We start from the raw sequence: 18,000 nt of genomic DNA on the forward strand, positions 1-18,000 counted from the left end.
CGGTTCACGAAAGTTGCCACGATTACATACACATGAGCAAATAATTCATTCGGGAGCCGTGTGCTGGGAAACCCGCAAGCACGGTTCTAACAGAGAGGGGCGATGGGTAATACCATCCCTCGACTCTACCTAATAGAACGGTTTTACCTGAAGATTAATCGGCTTGTCGGGGGTTGCCTGAGCGAGTTAAGATAAAATGCCTGATTAACTGCCGAGTCTATCATATATGGTTGATGCTGCGACGTTCCCCTCCGACACCTCCGCGATCATTGATGCCTTTGAAACGCCTCTAGAGTTTAACTTTCAACTGCCGGATCCCGAAGATGAAACCATCCAAGATCATGATTTTCAGCAGCAACTGGATTCTTTTTGGAAAGTCTGCGATCGCTTTGATTTGCAAACGGAAATCTGGCGGGGGCGAATTTTGCGAGCTATTCGCGACCGGGAGAAGCAAGGCGGTGATAGTCGCGGTACGGGCTTTTTAAACTGGTTAAAACAGCGAGAAATCACTAAAAGTCAAGCTTATGCTCTGATTCAATTGGCTAATAGTGCCGATACTCTCCTCGCAGAAGGACAACTGGATCCCGATAGTATCAATAATTTTAGTAAACGGGCCTTCGTAGAAACGGCCAAATCTGCCCCCGAAATTCAAAAATTAGTCAGTGATGCGGCCCGACAAGGGGAGAGAATTACTCGTCGGGAGGTGAAGCAATTGGCCGATGAATGGACGGCGATGAGTTCAGATTTACTACCCGATGAGGTGAAGGAAAAAGCCAGCGATGGTAGTTTACCGGCGCGTCATCTCGCTCCCCTAGTGAAAGAATTAGAAAAGTTACCCGATACTCATATCGACACTCTCCGTCAAGAAATCGCCGCTAATCCCGATGTAGATACGGTAAAATTAATCACCTCGGAAGCACGCAGTTTAGCCAAATATCTCGATGCGGCGGCCCAAGTACAAACTCTCCGACGGGGTAATTTAGATATTGAAATGGCTCTAGAAGAAGCTTTGCGCGTCGATTGTCTAAATACGGCGGCGGATCTGGTTAAACAAGCCACACAATTAGAGCAGGCCGTGGCTAAACTTTATACTACTTGGAAACGTTTGGGTAGTTTGTCCGATCGCCTCTATGTGGATACGGGAGCAAGTAATCCCCATCTGCGATCGATGTTAACCTGTTTGGAAAGTTTAACCAGTGAAGTGATCGAAGTAGAACTGGATGAAGGTGGGCAAAAAATGGTACGTTTACGCATTATCAGCGATGGAGGAAGTTAGACGCTTTGTTGGGTGTTGGGGTTTTAGGGTGTTGGGGTTTTAGGGTGTTAGGGTGTTAGGGTTTTAGGGTGTTAGGGTGTTAGGGTTTTAGGGTTTTAGCTGAAATTCCCCATTTCCCCACTTCCCCATTTCCCCATTTCCCCACTTCCCCACTTCCCCACTTCCCCACCTCCCCACTTCCCCACTTCCCCACTTCCTAACCCCTAACGGCTTGCTGCTATAATTTCTGAATATCGTCAACTTTTATGAAAACTTATTAACAGATACTTGACTTTATGCTAAAAATCAAGGAAAAAAAACCAATAATTAGCATCGGTTCTATAACTGCGGCGATCTTGCTCAGTTTAACCCTAATTCCTGCCGCTATGGCCAAGGATGTGCTTCTGAGAGTGGGCATTGTCCAACGTTTTGGCGATGAAGCCAAGGAAAAATTAACCCTGAGCAGTACCAGTGATGATAATCTCACCCTCCGCATGGTGGGAGAAGATGGCCAATCCCAAACCCTGCAAACCAATCGCCTACAATTAGAAGTTATTCCCCGTCCCCTCGCTTCTCCCATCCTCCAAGAAAAAGTCATTTTAAGCGACCACGCCACCTTTGAAACCGCCGAAAATAGCGCCAAAAATTGGGCAAAAATGGGCATTAAAGTGGAAATTACCCAACCCGGACGCTGGCAGGTTTGGGCAAAGCGAGAAGTTTATGAAAATCCCCTAGTGCGACGTTGGTTGCTGACCAGTTTGCAAACCAAAGGCTACAATCAACCCTATATTAATAGTGTTTTACTCAAAGAAAAGCCGCAAGTTTCTTTCCAGATCAACGGGGTGCGCTATTTTCCCAAAGAATTGGAAATCGAGAGCCAAAAAAACCTGATTCAAGTTACCCATAGCCCCGATCAGGTACGTTTGTACGGTGGAACTATGCGCCTACAGCCCAACGCCTACGGCACTTTTACCCTGGTTAATAACGTTCCCCTCGAAACCTACCTGCGTGGGGTTGTACCCCACGAAATCGGTCATGATGCCCCAGAAAGTGCCACCCAGGCGCAAACTATTATCGCCCGTACCTACGCCCTCCGCAATCTCCGCCGTTTTCAAGCCGATAATTACGAACTCTGTGCCGATACCCATTGTCAAGTTTATTATGGATTGACGGGAACTAATCCCCGGGCTGATCAAGCGATCGCAGCCACCCAAGGCCTGGTTTTAACCTACCAAAATGAGTTAGTGGATGCCCTTTATTCCTCCACCACCGGCGGAGTAACTGCCCTCTTTAGTGATGTTTGGGATGGGGAAGAAAGACCTTATCTCCGGGCAGTGGTGGACTCCCCTAATCGAGTTTGGGATCTGTCGAAACAATCCCTCGCTAATGAGACAACTTTTCGCCAGTTTATTAATCTTAAAGATGGTTTCAATGAGACAGGCCGACGGGTTTTTCGCTGGCAAAAACAAGCTTCTTTAGCCGATTTGAGTCAAGACCTAGAAACCTATCTAACACGGCGCAAACATCCCCTCGCCGACTTCCAGAAAATCCAATGGATGGAAGTGACTAAGCGCTCTCCTTCTGGTCGGATTCTGACTATGACCATTCAAACCGATAAGGGGATTTTGGAACTCTATAAAAATGAGGTGCGTAGCGCTTTTGGACCGCCTCGCAGTACCCTATTCTACATCGATCCTATCTACGATACCAATCGACAGATCCAGGGTTATAACTTTATTGGTGGCGGTTTCGGCCACGGGGTAGGATTAAGTCAATTTGGTTCCTATAATTTAGCCCGTTTGGGTTGGTCTCCCGAACAAATTCTCGCTTTCTATTATCCCGGCACCACCATCCAACCTCTCAATAATTCGATTATCTTTTGGCGAGGAAATTAATCAGTTATCAGTTATCAGTTATCAGTTATCAGTTATCAGTTTCTGAAGGCAAGAGGCAAGGGGCAACAGGTAGCAGTTAGGAGATAGGGTGATAGGGAAATGGGGTGATGAGACAGCTTCCCCATCTCCCCATTTCCCACTCCCTACACCCCACGAAAAACTTTTTCAGCATACCCTGAGTAGAGCAAATATTTGACTAAATTCTACATCGGTAAACGCTGAATATCTCGGTTAGAACCAATTACCACCATTGCTAAATCCTTGTGTAATCTTTCTTGGGGATTGGGGTTAATCTTGAATTTTTCCGCATTACCGACAGCGACAATATTTAACCCATAACGATTACGAATTTCTAACTCTGCTAGGGTTTTACCGTGAAAAGCTTCCGGGACTTTTAACTCGACAATACTATGTTCGGGATCGAGATCAAATCGTTCTAAAATTGATGGTCTAGTTAAACGGTGCGCTAACTCACAACCAGCATCGTATTCGGGAAAAACTACTAAATCTGCACCAACTTTTTTGAGTAATTTTCCATGGATTTCTGTGGAGGCTTTAGCGGCGACAAAATTAACCCCCGCTTCCTTACAATTGAGAGTAGTAATGATACTTTCTTCCACGTATTTACCAATAGCGACAATCACCGTATCGGTTTCAAAAATTCCCGCTTCTCGCAGGGCGTTAGGTTTGGTAGAATCAAGCTCGATCGCATTATCTACTATCCGATCAGATAACGCTTGCGCTACTAATCCTTCGTCAATATCTGTCCCTACCACCTGATAACCTTGTTTGCGTAGGGTTTCACAAACGGCGCGCCCAAATCTGCCTAATCCGATGACGGCAAATTGACGATTTTGGGGACGCATACTACTAAAAAATTTAATTGATTGCATAATTTTAATTGAAGCTGTTACGCATTTAAAATGCTAGTATCAATGAGTGAGGAGACAGGAGAAACTGATAACTGATAACTGATATTAATTATCCCACTAAAAGGTTTTCTTCGGGGTAATTAATAACTGTTGGTTTCGGATCGCCGATGATAGCCGCTATTAAAAGTATAACTCCTACCCGTCCCAGATACATCATAAAAACAATAATTAACTTAGAAATCGGCGATAAAGCGGCGGTTATCCCCATAGATAGGCCGACAGTTCCAAAGGCAGAAACTACCTCAAAAAACAGCTGAATCATTTGAAAATCTGTCTCCACAAATGAGATGGCTAGGGTGGAGACAATAATCGCTATAACCGAACCAAAAACCACCGCCATTGACTTTAAAATTAACGGCATAGGAATGCGTCTTTGATAAAGAGTCACTTCTTCACGACCTCTTAAAACCGAGCGAGTACAATTATATAAAATCCTAACAGTTGTGGTTTTAATACCTCCCCCTGTACCGCTAGGACTGGCTCCTATAAACATGAGAGCCATGGTAATTAATAAACCTTCTACGGAAATTTTACCAATATCAATGGTATTAAATCCGGCTGTTCTCGATGTTACCGATTGGAACCAAGCGGCCAGCAATTTATCTTTAAGTGATAAATTAGCTAAAGTGTCACCATTTCCCTGTTCAGTAAGTAAAAAAGCCAAGGTTCCTATCACTAATAAAAATATAGTTGTGCTGATAGCAACTTTATAGTTAAGGGAAAAAACAAAGCCTTTTCGTTTATATTGAAAGCGGTAAATAAACCAAGTGTAAAACTCGATAATTACCTGATAGCCGATACCTCCAAAAATGATCAATCCTGTGATAGATAAGTTAATAATAATTGAAGACTGATAGGACATTAAGTTATCTTTAAACAAGCCAAAACCCGCATTATTCCAAGCACTAATACTATGAAATAAAGATAACCACACCGCATCTCTAAAATCATACTTTTGGGCGAAGACAGTTAACATAACTAAAGTTGCTGTTAACTCAAAAACTAGAGTAGTAGCAATCACTGATTTCATTAAACTTTGACTACCTTGTAGGAAAGGTCGATCAAAGGATTCTTGAATCGCTAACTTCTGTCTCAGGTCAAATTTTCGCCCAATTAATAACATTAAAAAAGTGGTAGTGGTCATATATCCCAGTCCACCCACTTGAATTAATAAAGCGATAAATAATTGACCCCAAAAAGAAAAATAAGTACCCGTATCTACCACTGCTAAACCCGTGACACAGACAGCAGAAGTGGAGGTAAAGAGGGCAACAATTGGATCATTCCAAGTGCCGCTAGTGGTAGAAACAGGCAACATCAACAGGGAAGTTCCCGCTAAAATTACCGCAATAAATCCCAAGCAAATTGTCCGGGCAATCGTCATATAAATTCCTTAGTGAAAGTAGCTAAGAGAAGATTGTTTTTGGGCTAACACTTCTTGATAAACTAACTGTAAGCGATCGATATTTTTGCTAAGAGTATAAGAGTCTAAAACTCTTTGACGGGCTTTTTGACCTAAAATTGTGGTTAATTCGGGATGATCTCGTAATACAGGCAAGATAGTTTTTAATTGGGTAATTAGTCCTTTAGTATCTAGAACTATTCCCGCACCTTTTAACACTTCCCCATCGGCACCCACATCCGTAGCCAGACAAGCAACACCGCAGGCCATCGCTTCCAAGAGGGAAATCGATAAACCCTCCACTAAAGAGGGTAAAATAAAGCCGTCAACCCCGCGCAAAATTTCAATTCGTTTATTTTCATCGCCGATAAAACCTAACCAGATAATACCATCTTCTTCTCCATAAAAAGGTTTAAGGGAAGGAGTTAACGGACCATCGCCCACAATGAGCAGTTTGCATCTATCCCCTAAATTGGTTTTTTTCCAAGCTTTCAATAAAGATTCTACATTTTTCTCCGGCATGATCCGACCGAGATAAACAAATAAACAATCGGCATTATATTGAGCTTTAATATTCGAGGGACCTGGACAATACTTATTAACATCAACCCCATTGGGAATAATTGCTAATTTTTCTTCGGGAACCCCCAATTTAACTAAAAAATCCCGTTGAGAGGTGGAAAAAATAATTACCTTATCGTAATTAGCTAAAAAAGGGGCGTGTAGTTGGTAGGTTAATAATTGGGTACTAGAGATGAGATTGCGAATTTTACTATCAAAAGCCGGGTGAAAAGTCGCCACCAGAGGCAAATCTAAAGACTCACAAATTTCCGGTAGCAGAAAATCGAGGGGAGACAGGGGTAAGGACGCATGAACTAGATCGGGTTTCAGTTCCCTGAGTTTATCCTGTAGAACCCGACTCGATTTCAGGGTGGGAATAGTATAGACTTGGGAACTATAGAGACGTGGCAGGGTGATTTCGTCGTAAAAGTCAGGCCAATCGCTTACGGTGGGTTTTTCGGAAGAAAAATGTAGAAAACTGACTTGATAATCTCGATCGAGCAGGGAATTAGTCACTTCTCGCCCATAGGTAACGTTACCGCAAAAAGGAGATTTTTTTCCTAACCAGGCAATGTGCATTGAGATTCTCTTAAGAAAAAGTTAATTTAGCCAAGTATCAGCTTACTAAATTAACCGTAAAATTAAAAGCTAATAGAGTACCTCAGCAAAATTAATTACCCATCTAAGTCCTCAGCTAAAAATTGCCTTTTGCAAGAGTGCCTATTTGATAGTTAAAATTCTCGGCTTTTTACTGATTCACCGAGGACTTGCGACGACGACAGCGTTCCGAACAGTATTTGACCTCATGCCAACAGTTTTGCCACTTTTTGCGCCAAGTAAAGGATAAACCGCAAACGGGACAAATTTTACTGGGAAGATCGGACTTCGAGGGCTGACGTGCCATGATTAAAATTAAAAAGTCAAAAACTGCGCCTTATCTATGAGTGTAGATGAAAATAATCAGAGTTCCCCACTCGATCGCCTGAGAATTATTTTAGTTGAACCAGCCGGAGCCTTAAATGTGGGTTCCACTGCCAGAATTATGCGAAATATGGGCTTAAGTCGCTTAATTATCGTCAATCCCGCCTGTGATATCCTTGCAGAAGAAGCGCGACGCATGGCAGTACACGGGATTGAAGTCCTAGAAAACTGTTCACAGGTAGCCACCCTGGGGGAAGCTTTGCAGGGTTGTCATCGCATCATTGCCACCACCTCGAAACCCCGTCACCTGAATACTCCCCTTGAAACACCCCGGACCGCCTTACCCTGGTTACTCACCCCTAACCTAGAATCGGCCTTAATTTTCGGGCCAGAAGACCGGGGTTTAAGTAACAGCGAACTGAACCACGCCCAGCGTTTTGTCGGTATTCCCGCTAATCCTCAATATTCCTCCCTCAATCTCGCCCAAGCGGTGGCGGTTTGCTCCTACGAACTGTACCAAATGGCCACGGAAAATAGGCTCGAACCCCCGTTAGAAATGCTCCCTAATGCCACTTTTGAGGCTCTAGAAGGCTATTATCAGCACTTAGAGAGCTTTTTGCTCAAAATTGGCTATCTTTACCCCCACACCGCCGCCGCTAGGATGGAGAAATTCCGGCAATTTTATCATCGGGCCCGTCCCACGGTGGAGGAATTAGCCCTGCTGCGGGGCATTATCGGTCATATTGAAAGTATCGGGCAACTTTTTCTCGGTCTTGATAGTCTCAAGGGCAAGAAAAAAAATTCTCCTAGCGATCGATAATAAATCTGGATACCCTTGAGGAAAACCGTGACTCGTCAAGTAACTCGTCGTCCTACTAAAGTTCAATCTAGTCCAGGGTCCCCTAGGTCCCTGGACTCAAACAATAAAAAAAGGTCTGTACCCGTTAAAAGGGCAAAAAAACAGCGTAAACCCAACCTAATCGCTTCTTTTCTCCTTCAGGTTCTTCGCTTCTCTATCCTTGGTGTCGGTTTAGGTGCGATCGCTGGTACGGTTTTAACGGTGGTGGATCCGAGCAAATTACCCCTACACCCAAAACCCACCGCTACTAATTCCCCGACTCCCAAACCCGTCACCCCAAAACCGACCACCTTAGTTTTAAACGAAAATCTCAGCAGCCTTAACCAGAAATTACAGGCTTTAGCGGTCAAATATCCGAAATTACAGGCAGGAGCATTATTTATTGACCTCGATAACGGTGCTTACGCTAATTTTCGCGGAGATACTATTTTTGCCGCCGCTAGTACGATTAAAATCCCGATCCTGGTGGCCTTTTTTGAGGATGTGGATGCGGGAAAAATTCGTCTCGATGAAACCCTTGTGGCCACTAAGGATGTCCTGGCCAGTGGGTCCGGGGATATGCAGTATCTAGGAGTGAATAAAACCTATACTGCCCTAGAAACCGCCACTAAAATGAACGTAATTAGCGATAATACCGCTACTAATATGTTAATTAAGCGCATGGGCGGCAAAAAGGCTCTTAATCAGCGTTTTCAAGCTTGGGGTTTGACCAGTACGGTAATTAATAACCCTTTACCAGACTTGGAAGGAACCAATACCACAAGTCCGAGAGATTTGGTGACAATCTTAGGAAAAGTTAATCAAGGGGAATTACTCAGTTTACGTTCCCGCGATCGTCTATTGAATATTATGCAGGAAACGCGCACTCGCACCCTGCTGCCGCAAGGTATCGAGAAATCCGCCGATATTGCCCATAAAACCGGTGATATTGGCTCGATGTTAGCGGATGCGGGGATTATTGATATGCCCAACGGGAAACGCTATCTAGGAGCAGTGATGGTGAAACGTCCCCACAATGATAGTAACGCTAGGACTCTGATTCAACAAATATCGCGCACGGCCTACCAACACTTTAAATGGTATCAAACTCAACCCGCAGCCAAACCGCAACCAGTCCCCCAGTCTTCTCCCTCTCCGAGTCCAGTCGTTAGTCCTAGTCCGGGTAATTAGCCCCTAGGTTAAATTATTGGCTAAAAGACGGGCCAATTGTTCGGCATTTGCCCGGGGGGAAAGACGAGGAAGGATTTTTTCCCCCGTGGCCAGTTTTTGACAGAGGACGGGGATTTCGTACTGATAAGCGTTAAACCAATCCTCTCGACTGGTAATGTCCCTAATTTCTAACTGCCACTCCGGTTGACGGATTTTTTCTAGTTTTTCTAGCAACCCTTCGCAAAGATGACAGTCCGGTTTACTGTATAGAATTAGTTCTATGGTAGGCATAAATATTTAAGTAGGTAGGTGTTAAAAGTTGTCAGATCCCCCCACCTATCGGCACCCCCCTTATTAAGGGGGGTAGGGGGGATCAGAGGCAAAATCTATCTTCAATTTAATTATAACTACTTACTTATGTTCATTACCTCCACGATTAGTCTCTCATCAACAATTCTACAAACTCCCACACCCACACCGACTTTAAATAATAACTTAGTTAATTCAGGTTCTCAAGATCTAGTCTATATCGGTGTGTTTCTTCTGGCAATTACCCTAGTCATGGTTATTGGTATTATCAATCAAAAAATTGAATACGCTCTCATTTTTGCCGCCACTCTCACTGCTATTTTAGTTGCTTTCTTCTGGTTTTTATAAGTCCTTAAACCAAGGGGATTGAGGGCAAACCCTCCTTAATAAAGATTAACGGCTCTCGTTGATTCACCTTCACCGAATTGTTAAGTAATTCGAGTTCAGACTTGACAAAAATCTCCCTAATACCGAGCGGAAGATTAAGGAGTGCATCCCACTTATGCAGAAATACCGACAATTAGCAATTATCAGTGACTCTTAAATTAGTACAAAAATATGAACAATCGCGTGTAAGCATCCCACCGAAAAACTAATGCGCTCCGGGGTTTGGGTCCCAACGGGGGGTTTGGGTAGGGTTGATTCATGAATCAACCCTACTATGAATCAACCCTACCCAAAAGCTTGGATTGAGTGATAAAACCGAAAGTAGCGACCGATTTTAGGAGAAAGTTTCCCCTTAAAAATCCCAAATTAGTAGATTTACAAAAAAAAATGAGATGCACCCCAAGCAAAACAATCAGACTTATAATATAATTGTATTGATTGTCGCTTGTTGCTAGAATCACCCCAAATTGACTCAATGGGTTTATAAAAGATGACAACCCTAGATATTGCTACTGATATTGTCTGTCCTCCCACCGATTTATGGAGTGATGAACCACCCGTGGAAAGTGATCTGCATTTACAACAAATTATTTTATTATTATCTTGTCTTGATTGGCTCTGGCAAGATAGAAACGATTACTATGCCTCGGGTAATTTGACTATTTATTATAACGAAAGACAACTGAAACAGCGAGATTTTTGTGGACCAGATTTTTTCGTGGTTTTAGATACAGAGAAACGTCCCCGGAAAAGTTGGGTTGTCTGGGGAGAAGGGGGTAAATATCCCAATCTAATCATCGAAATTCTCTCCGATTCCACCGCTAATGTGGACAGAAAAGCCAAAAAGGAACTATATCAGCATACTTTCCGGACTCCTGAATATTTTTGGTTTGATCCTAATACCTTAGAATGGCAAGGATTCACTTTAATCGAGGGACAATACCAACCGATTACCCCCAATGAAAACGGTTATTTATGGAGTAAGCAACTGGGATTATATTTAGGAATTTTTGCCAATAAATTACGCTATTTCACCGAATCAGGTGAATTGGTTCCCACCCCTCAAGAGTCGGCCCGACAGGAAAGATTAGCCAAAGAACAGGAAAGATTAGCCAAAGAAAGAGAACAACAACGGGCAGAAAAATTAGCCCAAAAGCTGCGAGAATTGGGCATTAATCCCGAGGAAATTGCTTAAATATCCGGTTGGGGGTGTTAGGGTGGAAACCATGGCGCAATTTTTCCTTAATTGCTAGGCATTAAAACGAGTAATCCGAAACTCTGATTCTAGCCTAGAAATCATGGCAAAATCTCCACACTGATGTTACAATAATGACCAAGGGCAACAATCTTCAAATATAATTAATGCCATGGTGCAAAAAATAGCTTTTTTTAATCATAAAGGTGGAGTGAGCAAAACTACAACCACTTTTAACCTTGGTTGGATGCTTGCTGAGAAGGGCAAAAGAGTAATTATTGTCGATACCGATCCCCAATGTAACTTAACTGGTATGGCTTTGACTAATGAAAGTGAAGATAGGGAGGAAAGACTACAAGCAATCTACAATACTTACTCTAATATTAAAACAGCTTTAGCACCTGCTTTTGAGTCTCAACCGAGATTAATTGAAGCTGTGGACTGTATTCCTATTGATGGTCGTGATCGTTTATTTCTATTGCCCGGTCATGTGGGGTTAGCTGAATATGAAGTTACCCTAGGTATTGCTCAAGAACTTAGTGGGTCAATTCAGGCTTTAAAAAATATCCCCGGTGCGATTACATATTTATTAGACAAAACTGCCGAAAGATTTCAAGCTGACTATATTTTAATCGATATGAGTCCCAGTTTGGGGTCAATCAATCAAAATATACTGATGACCAGTAACTTTTTTATTGTGCCAACCACGCCAGATTTTTTCTCGGTTATGGCTATCGATTCTTTAGCTAAAATATTGCCTAAGTGGCACCAATGGGCTAAGGCAGCTAGTGCTTTACCAATTCTCAAAACCGCCAACTATCCCTTCCCCGAAGTTAACCTACATTTTTTGGGAACTATTGTTCAGAACTATCGAATCAGAGGTGGTCAAGAAACAAAAGCTTTTCAAAACTGGATTAACGAAATCGAGAAAAATATTGGCGATAAAATGATTCCAGCCCTAGAAAAAAATGGCATGATGCTACCGAAATTTATCTACGACAAGAATGGTGTACCAGACTGCTGTACTCTAGTAAAAATTCCTAATTTTAATAGTCTTATTGCCAGTTCTCAAAAGCATCAAGTGCCTGTTTTTGCGCTAACTGCTGAACAATTAGAATGGCAAGGTAAAGTGTTAGATAAAGCCCAAGAAAAACAAGAAGAATTTAAAAATATTTTTTCTGACTTGGCAGACAAAGTTATCGGTCTTACCTCCGAGATTTATGCAGTTAGCAATTGAACAATTTCGCCTTAGCATTGCCCGCGTTCGTGACTTGATCGCTATCCACAATTCCCTCAAATCTCAGACTACTTCGGCCCTAGATGTATCGGATATCCTCAGAGCCGCTTTAGTCCTGACTGTGAGCGCTTTAGATTATTATATTCACGAAGTGGTTACTCTAGGAATGCTAGAAATTTATCGAGGCCAACGTTCAGAACCTTCTCCCACTCCTAACAGTTCTCAATCTGCCTTTTCTCGTTTTCAAGTCTCCTTGGATGGCGCACGACAAGAACGATTGATAGCTATTAGTATTAGCTCTTGGCTAGAGAACGAAATTCAACAAAACTACGGTTCTTTTTTTGGTCAAGAATCTCACTCAATTTCCGAGGTACTACCAATGATTGAAAATCTCCTCACCAACAAACTTAATAGTAATTATTGGCTAGAGACTGAAATTAGAGAAAACCTCAGATATAAAAGCTTTCAACAACCGGACAAGATAGCGGAGGCCATTAGATTAATTTCAGCCAAGAAATTGTGGGAAGAAGTGGCCAGCAAACTAAATAAACCAGCCAAAGATATTAAAAGCCAACTTAGCATAATTGTTGATCGAAGGAACAAAATCGCCCACGAAGCTGATATAGACCCGAGTTATGGCATTGGCAGTCGCTGGAATATCGATGAAAATCTCGTTAATGATGCCGTTACCTTTATAGAACAGCTTGTTGAAAATATCCATCAGGTACTTGAGGACATCCACTAGCCGAGAATTTCCCCGGCAGTCCAGCCATAAATACTTATGATTTCTCAGGGAACTATAACAATTATTAAATAATGTGTAGTTTTGTATACTGATGTCAAGAACTTAGCTACAATATCAAGTGGCGTAAGATATATAGAGATTAGCTAGTGAGTCGGCATCAAGACAGTCAAACTGACCGGAAACGAGAAGAAACACAGTTCACTCCTTACAGTGCAGAAGCGATCGCTCAACAATACCGTTACAAACCTTGGCAATTGTTCGGTCGCGCTTTCGTGATTACTTGGTCTTTAGGATTATTTCTCCTCAGTCTCCTCTGGGACAAATGGACAAAGCAAGAAGAAGCCAATAAATACAAGCGTGCCAGCGAACTTAGGCAAATTCTCACCCGTTTGGGTCCCACCTTCATCAAAGTCGGTCAAGCTCTCTCTACCCGCCCCGACCTCGTTCGCAAAGACTTTTTAGACGAATTAGTTAAACTGCAAGACCAACTTCCCCCCTTCGATAACGACATCGCTTTTGCCCTTATCGAGACGGAATTGGGAATGCCTGTAGAAAAAGCCTATCGGGAAATATCCCCCACCCCTGTGGCTGCCGCTAGTTTAGGACAGGTTTATAAAGCTATTCTACCCACCGGCGAAGAAGTAGCCGTTAAAGTGCAAAGACCGGGGCTGCGAGCGCTTTTAAGCCTCGATTTATACCTAATGCGCTGGGCTGCCCAAAAATTCGGTCGTTTATTACCCCTCAATCTCGGCCATGACCTCACCCTGATTGTCGATGAATTCGGAACCAAACTCTTTGAGGAAATCGACTATCAAAACGAAGGTCGCAACGCTGAAAAATTCGCCACCAACTTCCAAAATAACCCCGAAGTTAAAGTTCCCAGTATCTACTGGCGTTATAGTGGTCGCCGCGTCCTCACCCTAGAATGGATTGATGGCTATAAACTCACCGATACCGAGAATATCAAAGCTTTAGGATTAGACCCCAATAGTATCGTTAAAATCGGCGTAACCTCTGGATTACAGCAACTCCTCGAACACGGCTTTTTCCACGCTGATCCCCATCCGGGTAATCTTTTCGCCACCTTTGATGGTCGCATGGCCTATATCGATTTTGGCATGATGGACCAGTTAGAGGAGGAAACTAAAGAAACCCTCGCTAGTTGCGTCGTCGATTTAATTAACAAAGACTACGAAAACCTGGCCGCCAACTTTGTCAAACTGGGATTTTTAACCCCAGAAACGGATATAAAACCCATTATTCCAGCCCTAGAACGAGTTTTAGGCAATGCCATCGGTCAAAGGGTCGGTGACTTCAATTTCCGCACTATTACCGATGATTTCTCCGAATTGATGTACCAATATCCCTTCCGGATTCCCGCCAAATTCGCCCTGATTATTCGTTCCCTCGTCACCCAAGAAGGGGTGGCCCTTACCCTCGATCCTGACTTCAAAATCGTCCAAGTAGCCTATCCCTACGTCGCTAAACGTCTCCTGACTGGGGAATCGCCCCAACTGCGGCGGCGTTTACTGGATGTGCTGTTCAAAGACGGTAAATTCCAGTGGCAACGCCTAGAAAACATGATTACAATGGCTCGCTCGGAAAGTAACTTCGATTTACTGCCCACCGCGCAATTAGGCATCACTTTTCTTCTCTCGGAAGAAGGTCGTTATCTGCGTCGTCAATTGCTATTAGCTTTAACGGAAGATGACCGTCTCCATACCGCCGAAGTGCAACGTCTCTGGGGTTTAATTCAAGGAGAATTGCAACCGCGGCGACTCTTGGATGTGGCCATGAGCGCTTTTCGGGAATTATCGTCCCAAGGTGTGGCCGCTGTCCTTCCGCGAGAAACCAGTTCGCGTTAAAGTGTTTAAGGTCATCATCGGTTAATCACTTTTTCTATGGATTATTATTTTCTGCCCCAACCGCCCTATTTTCTAGTTTTTGCCGGTTTATTTATCGGTATTACCTGCGGGGCCGCTTTTGAAGCTAGTCTCAAGCAAGTGGTTAACAATTGGTATAAAAATAAGGGTTCAGACGATCAAAATCTTTTAAAATCCAGTTCCTTACAAATTCCTTTTATTGGTATTTGTGTAGGAATCTGTCTTTTCCTGGCCTCGGGATTAGATATATTTATTCTCAATGGTTGGGTTGCCTACGCTATCTCTCTCCCCATGACTATCTTTATTGGTGGTTTGGTTTGGAGTCAGTTAGGGGAATTATTAGGTCAATTACAGCGCGGCGGTTCTAAAGAAATTGACCTCGATTATCGGGGATAATTAGGAGGCAGCAAACATTTAGGACTAAGATAATAGGTGTTAGCAGATAGGAAAGATCAACTCCCCCACAACTAACACCAAAACCCTAGTTATACCCAATTTCCCAGCTATTTTGGCCCGCGATTTTAGATGCAAAAACCTTTAGCATGGCATTGGCGATCGCTTCCTCTGCATCAGCGCACTGGTTCCGAGGTTTTTGCCTGCTTATTCTGCCAAGATGCGATCGCTACTTTACTAGAAAGTCCCTATCCGGGTAATTCCCTCTCCCGTTACTCTCTTTGTGCTGGTTCCCCGCGTCAGCTTTGGACCCCCGCACTAGGGGAAATTTTGCCCTTTTTAAGCAGTTTACTCCCCCAAACCCGATCCGATGTTCTTCCCGATCATCTTCCCTTCCATGGCGGTTGGTTGGGGTGGTTAGGCTACGATTTAGCTTGGGAAATAGAAAAATTACCGGACAGGAAAGCTGATACTCTCCCTTTTCCCGTCGCTTATTGGTATGAACCGGATAGTTTTGCCATTCTCGATCACCAAGCACAAATTCTCTGGTTAGCTGCCACTAAACCCGAAGATTTAGATAAATACGAACAATCTTTAACCACTAACCCCGATTTTGAGTTCATCGATCCTCATCCCTCTCCCTTAATCTTTTATACTTCTCAACTCGACTACGAAAAAGCTGTTAAAAAAGCCTTAGATTATATCAGAAAAGGTGATATTTTTCAAGCAAATTTATCCCTAAGATTTCAAAGCACAACTAGGGCAAAAGGATGGCAAATTTATCGCAGTTTACAACAGATAAACCCTTCTCCTTTTGCCAGCTATTGGCGCACTCCTTGGGGAGAAATGATTAGTTGTTCTCCCGAAAGATTGGTGAAATTAGAAAGAGGAATAGCCAGCACTAGACCGATCGCTGGAACTCGTCCCCGGGGTAAAACCGAGGCACTCGATCGACAATTAGCCGAGGAACTATTAACTAATAAAAAAGAACGGGCTGAGCATATTATGCTAGTAGATCTAGAACGTAATGATCTGGGTAGAGTTTGTGAATGGGGATCGGTTGATGTGGATGAATTACTGACGATCGAGCGTTATAGTCATGTTATGCACTTGGTCAGTAATGTTCAAGGAAAATTAGATAAAAAGTATCATGCTATTGATTTAATTAAAGCTCTTTTCCCCGGGGGAACAATTACCGGTTGTCCGAAAGTTCGCTGTCTAGAAATTATCGAAGAATTGGAACCGATGCGACGCAATTTATTCTATGGTTCCTGTGGCTATATTGACCTACGGGGTCATTTAGATTTGAATATTCTCATCCGTACCCTATTAATGACTACTCAAGGGGATTTAAACACCGTTTGGGGACAGGTGGGAGCGGGAATAGTTGCTGATAGCGATCCCGAAAAAGAATGGTTAGAATCCCTTCATAAAGCTGAGGCTCAATTAATCGCTTTACGTTCTTTTTAATTTTTGATTTCAACAAACTAACCTAAGTAGGTAGGGATTAAAAATTATCAGATGCCCCCCTTATTAAGGGGAGATTAAGGGGGGTACCGATCCCCCCTTATCAAGGGGTATCCCCCCGCCTTCGGCTTCCCCCCTTATCAAGGGGGGCTAGGGGGATCGAAGCTAAAATCAATGTTTAATTTAATTATAACCAGCTACCTATTGTTGCATCGAAAACCGATCTTTTTACTTTTTACTTAATCTGCTATTTTGTAGGATAGCTTCCGATCTTGAACCCTATTCATGAATCAAATTTCTATCGCTGTTACTTTTTTTCTTAGTTTAGTCTTGACCTCGCTTCCCTTTTTACTTTTGGGGACAGCCGTTTCCAGTTTTTTGCTGGTTTTCGTCAATAAACAGCGATTAGCGGCGATATTTCCCCGTAATCGAGTCTTAGGAGCGATCGTTGGCAGTGCCATCGGATTAATCCTACCGGTCGGACAATACGGCACGATTCCCGTCGCTAGAAGATTCTTATTAGAGGGAGTACCTCCAGGAGTGGTGTTTAGCTTTCTCACCGCTGCACCTACCCTAAATATCGTCACTCTTTGGCTAACTTGGCAGACTTTCACCTATTCTAGTATTTTCTTCTATCGATCGCTTTCGGTCTGGTTAATGGCAATTGTTATCGGAACTCTCTTTAGTTTCTATCGGGAAAAACCCCGCACCGATAGCGAAATTCCCCTAGAATCGAGTTTAGTTCTTTCCGGGAGTTTTTTACCAGAGGAAGCAGCCAGTCAACCCCTACAAAGAGTCGGCAGTCTTGTTTATGAGTATAAAACTAGAGATAGGCAAGCTTGGCCAATTTCTCTGCAGCTATTTCTCGATAACTTTATCGATGAAGCACTGGAATTAGGGGGATTATTAATTATAGGCTGTGCGATTGCTAGTGTCTTTCAGCTATTATTACCTCAGAGTCAATTAATTGCCTGGGGGAATAGTCCCGCTACTCAAATTCTCGTGCAGTTGTTTTTTGGTGTCACCCTCCCTGTTCATGCTAGTCTTAGCACTTTTGTCCCCGGTTCTTTAATTACTAATCTGTCCGTGGGTTCCACTCTAGCTTTTTTACTGGTCGCTTCCCTCATTGATATTAAAGCTTTTATCCTCCTCCTATCAGCTTTCCGTCCTAAAATCGTCCTTTATTTCGGAATTTTATGCCTGTTAATGACTTTTTTAGTGGCTCTAATCCTCAGTTTTTATCTAGGTTGAATTTCTTCCGGGTCAGAAAAATTTTCTCTTGACAAAGGCGACTTGACATGATATTATATTCATAATGGAAAAGCCGTGCGCCTGCGAACCCTATTTTCCAACGGTCTTAACTATGATTGATGTGATTATTGGATTGACTATGATTGGTTCATTCAATCA

18 protein-coding genes are annotated in these 18,000 nt (G+C 43.0%); 12 read left to right on the forward strand and 6 right to left on the reverse strand.

Translation table 11 applies throughout. From position 1 onward, the window contains the following. Nucleotides 1–226: 226 nt before the first annotated feature. Nucleotides 227–1,276 (forward strand): hypothetical protein, encoded by a 1,050-nt coding sequence (locus tag IM515_RS19160; protein ID WP_002765465.1) that lies wholly within the window; start codon nucleotides 227–229, stop codon nucleotides 1,274–1,276. Between the two features lie 87 nt (nucleotides 1,277–1,363). On the opposite strand, the gene IM515_RS19165 is transcribed toward IM515_RS19160, so the two are convergent. Continuing rightward, nucleotides 1,364–1,516, reverse strand: coding sequence for a hypothetical protein (locus IM515_RS19165; RefSeq protein WP_287698135.1), 153 nt, complete (start codon nucleotides 1,514–1,516; stop codon nucleotides 1,364–1,366). Between the two features lie 35 nt (nucleotides 1,517–1,551). Between IM515_RS19165 and IM515_RS19170 the strand changes: the two genes are divergently transcribed. Beyond that, nucleotides 1,552–3,150 (forward strand): SpoIID/LytB domain-containing protein, encoded by a 1,599-nt coding sequence (locus tag IM515_RS19170; RefSeq protein WP_002765467.1) that lies wholly within the window; start codon nucleotides 1,552–1,554, stop codon nucleotides 3,148–3,150. Nucleotides 3,151–3,353: 203 nt separating this feature from the next. Here the strand turns inward: IM515_RS19170 and IM515_RS19175 are convergent, their stop codons facing one another. From IM515_RS19175 to IM515_RS19190, 4 genes are all read right to left on the reverse strand, one after another. Beyond that, nucleotides 3,354–4,043: a potassium channel family protein gene (locus IM515_RS19175; protein ID WP_002732601.1), complete on the reverse strand. Its 690-nt coding sequence runs from the start codon at nucleotides 4,041–4,043 to the stop codon at nucleotides 3,354–3,356. 88 nt (nucleotides 4,044–4,131) lie between these two features. After that, nucleotides 4,132–5,466 (reverse strand): TrkH family potassium uptake protein, encoded by a 1,335-nt coding sequence (locus tag IM515_RS19180; RefSeq protein ID WP_287628551.1) that lies wholly within the window; start codon nucleotides 5,464–5,466, stop codon nucleotides 4,132–4,134. 9 nt (nucleotides 5,467–5,475) lie between these two features. Next, nucleotides 5,476–6,624, reverse strand: a complete 1,149-nt coding sequence (locus tag IM515_RS19185) for a glycosyltransferase family 4 protein (RefSeq protein ID WP_287628552.1) — start codon at nucleotides 6,622–6,624, stop codon at nucleotides 5,476–5,478. 169 nt (nucleotides 6,625–6,793) lie between these two features. After that, complete coding sequence (locus IM515_RS19190; RefSeq protein ID WP_002765473.1) at nucleotides 6,794–6,949, reverse strand: DUF2256 domain-containing protein; 156 nt, start codon at nucleotides 6,947–6,949, stop codon at nucleotides 6,794–6,796. A 36-nt stretch (nucleotides 6,950–6,985) separates the two neighbouring features. On the opposite strand from IM515_RS19190, the gene IM515_RS19195 reads away from it, so the two are divergent. After that, nucleotides 6,986–7,786 (forward strand): RNA methyltransferase, encoded by an 801-nt coding sequence (locus IM515_RS19195; protein WP_287628553.1) that lies wholly within the window; start codon nucleotides 6,986–6,988, stop codon nucleotides 7,784–7,786. Nucleotides 7,787–7,813: 27 nt separating this feature from the next. Next, nucleotides 7,814–8,995, forward strand: coding sequence for a serine hydrolase (locus IM515_RS19200; protein WP_287628557.1), 1,182 nt, complete (start codon nucleotides 7,814–7,816; stop codon nucleotides 8,993–8,995). Nucleotides 8,996–8,998: 3 nt separating this feature from the next. On the opposite strand, the gene IM515_RS19205 is transcribed toward IM515_RS19200, so the two are convergent. Then, complete coding sequence (locus IM515_RS19205; protein WP_287628558.1) at nucleotides 8,999–9,265, reverse strand: glutaredoxin family protein; 267 nt, start codon at nucleotides 9,263–9,265, stop codon at nucleotides 8,999–9,001. A gap of 126 nt (nucleotides 9,266–9,391) precedes the next feature. Here IM515_RS19205 and IM515_RS19210 point away from each other — a divergent pair, with 126 nt between their 5' ends. The 8 genes from IM515_RS19210 (at nucleotide 9,392) to IM515_RS19245 (ending at nucleotide 17,841) form a co-directional block, all read left to right on the forward strand. Continuing rightward, nucleotides 9,392–9,631, forward strand: a complete 240-nt coding sequence (locus tag IM515_RS19210) for a hypothetical protein (RefSeq protein WP_287628559.1) — start codon at nucleotides 9,392–9,394, stop codon at nucleotides 9,629–9,631. Nucleotides 9,632–10,160: 529 nt separating this feature from the next. Beyond that, a complete protein-coding gene (locus IM515_RS19215) occupies nucleotides 10,161–10,865 on the forward strand; it encodes a Uma2 family endonuclease (protein WP_287628560.1) in 705 nt (234 codons plus the stop codon). Nucleotides 10,866–11,037: 172 nt separating this feature from the next. Continuing rightward, on the forward strand, nucleotides 11,038–12,102 hold the full coding sequence (locus IM515_RS19220; protein ID WP_287628561.1) for a ParA family protein: 1,065 nt from the start codon (nucleotides 11,038–11,040) through the stop codon (nucleotides 12,100–12,102). Then, nucleotides 12,086–12,847 carry a HEPN domain-containing protein gene (locus tag IM515_RS19225; RefSeq protein WP_287628562.1) on the forward strand — a complete coding sequence of 254 codons (762 nt, stop codon included), beginning with the start codon at nucleotides 12,086–12,088 and terminating at the stop codon, nucleotides 12,845–12,847. The genes IM515_RS19220 and IM515_RS19225 overlap by 17 nt, the downstream gene beginning before the upstream one ends. A 146-nt stretch (nucleotides 12,848–12,993) precedes the next feature. Beyond that, nucleotides 12,994–14,712: an ABC1 kinase family protein gene (locus tag IM515_RS19230; RefSeq protein ID WP_287628563.1), complete on the forward strand. Its 1,719-nt coding sequence runs from the start codon at nucleotides 12,994–12,996 to the stop codon at nucleotides 14,710–14,712. Between the two features lie 36 nt (nucleotides 14,713–14,748). After that, entirely contained in the window at nucleotides 14,749–15,126 is a 378-nt protein-coding gene (locus IM515_RS19235; RefSeq protein ID WP_002734118.1) for a hypothetical protein, read from the forward strand. Between the two features lie 129 nt (nucleotides 15,127–15,255). Beyond that, nucleotides 15,256–16,593, forward strand: a complete 1,338-nt coding sequence (locus IM515_RS19240; protein WP_287628564.1) for an anthranilate synthase component I — start codon at nucleotides 15,256–15,258, stop codon at nucleotides 16,591–16,593. A gap of 282 nt (nucleotides 16,594–16,875) precedes the next feature. Beyond that, on the forward strand, nucleotides 16,876–17,841 hold the full coding sequence (locus IM515_RS19245; protein ID WP_287628565.1) for a permease: 966 nt from the start codon (nucleotides 16,876–16,878) through the stop codon (nucleotides 17,839–17,841). Nucleotides 17,842–18,000 lie beyond the last annotated feature (159 nt).

This window comes from Microcystis sp. M44BS1, from assembly GCF_020244875.1.
GTDB lineage: Bacteria > Cyanobacteriota > Cyanobacteriia > Cyanobacteriales > Microcystaceae > Microcystis > Microcystis panniformis.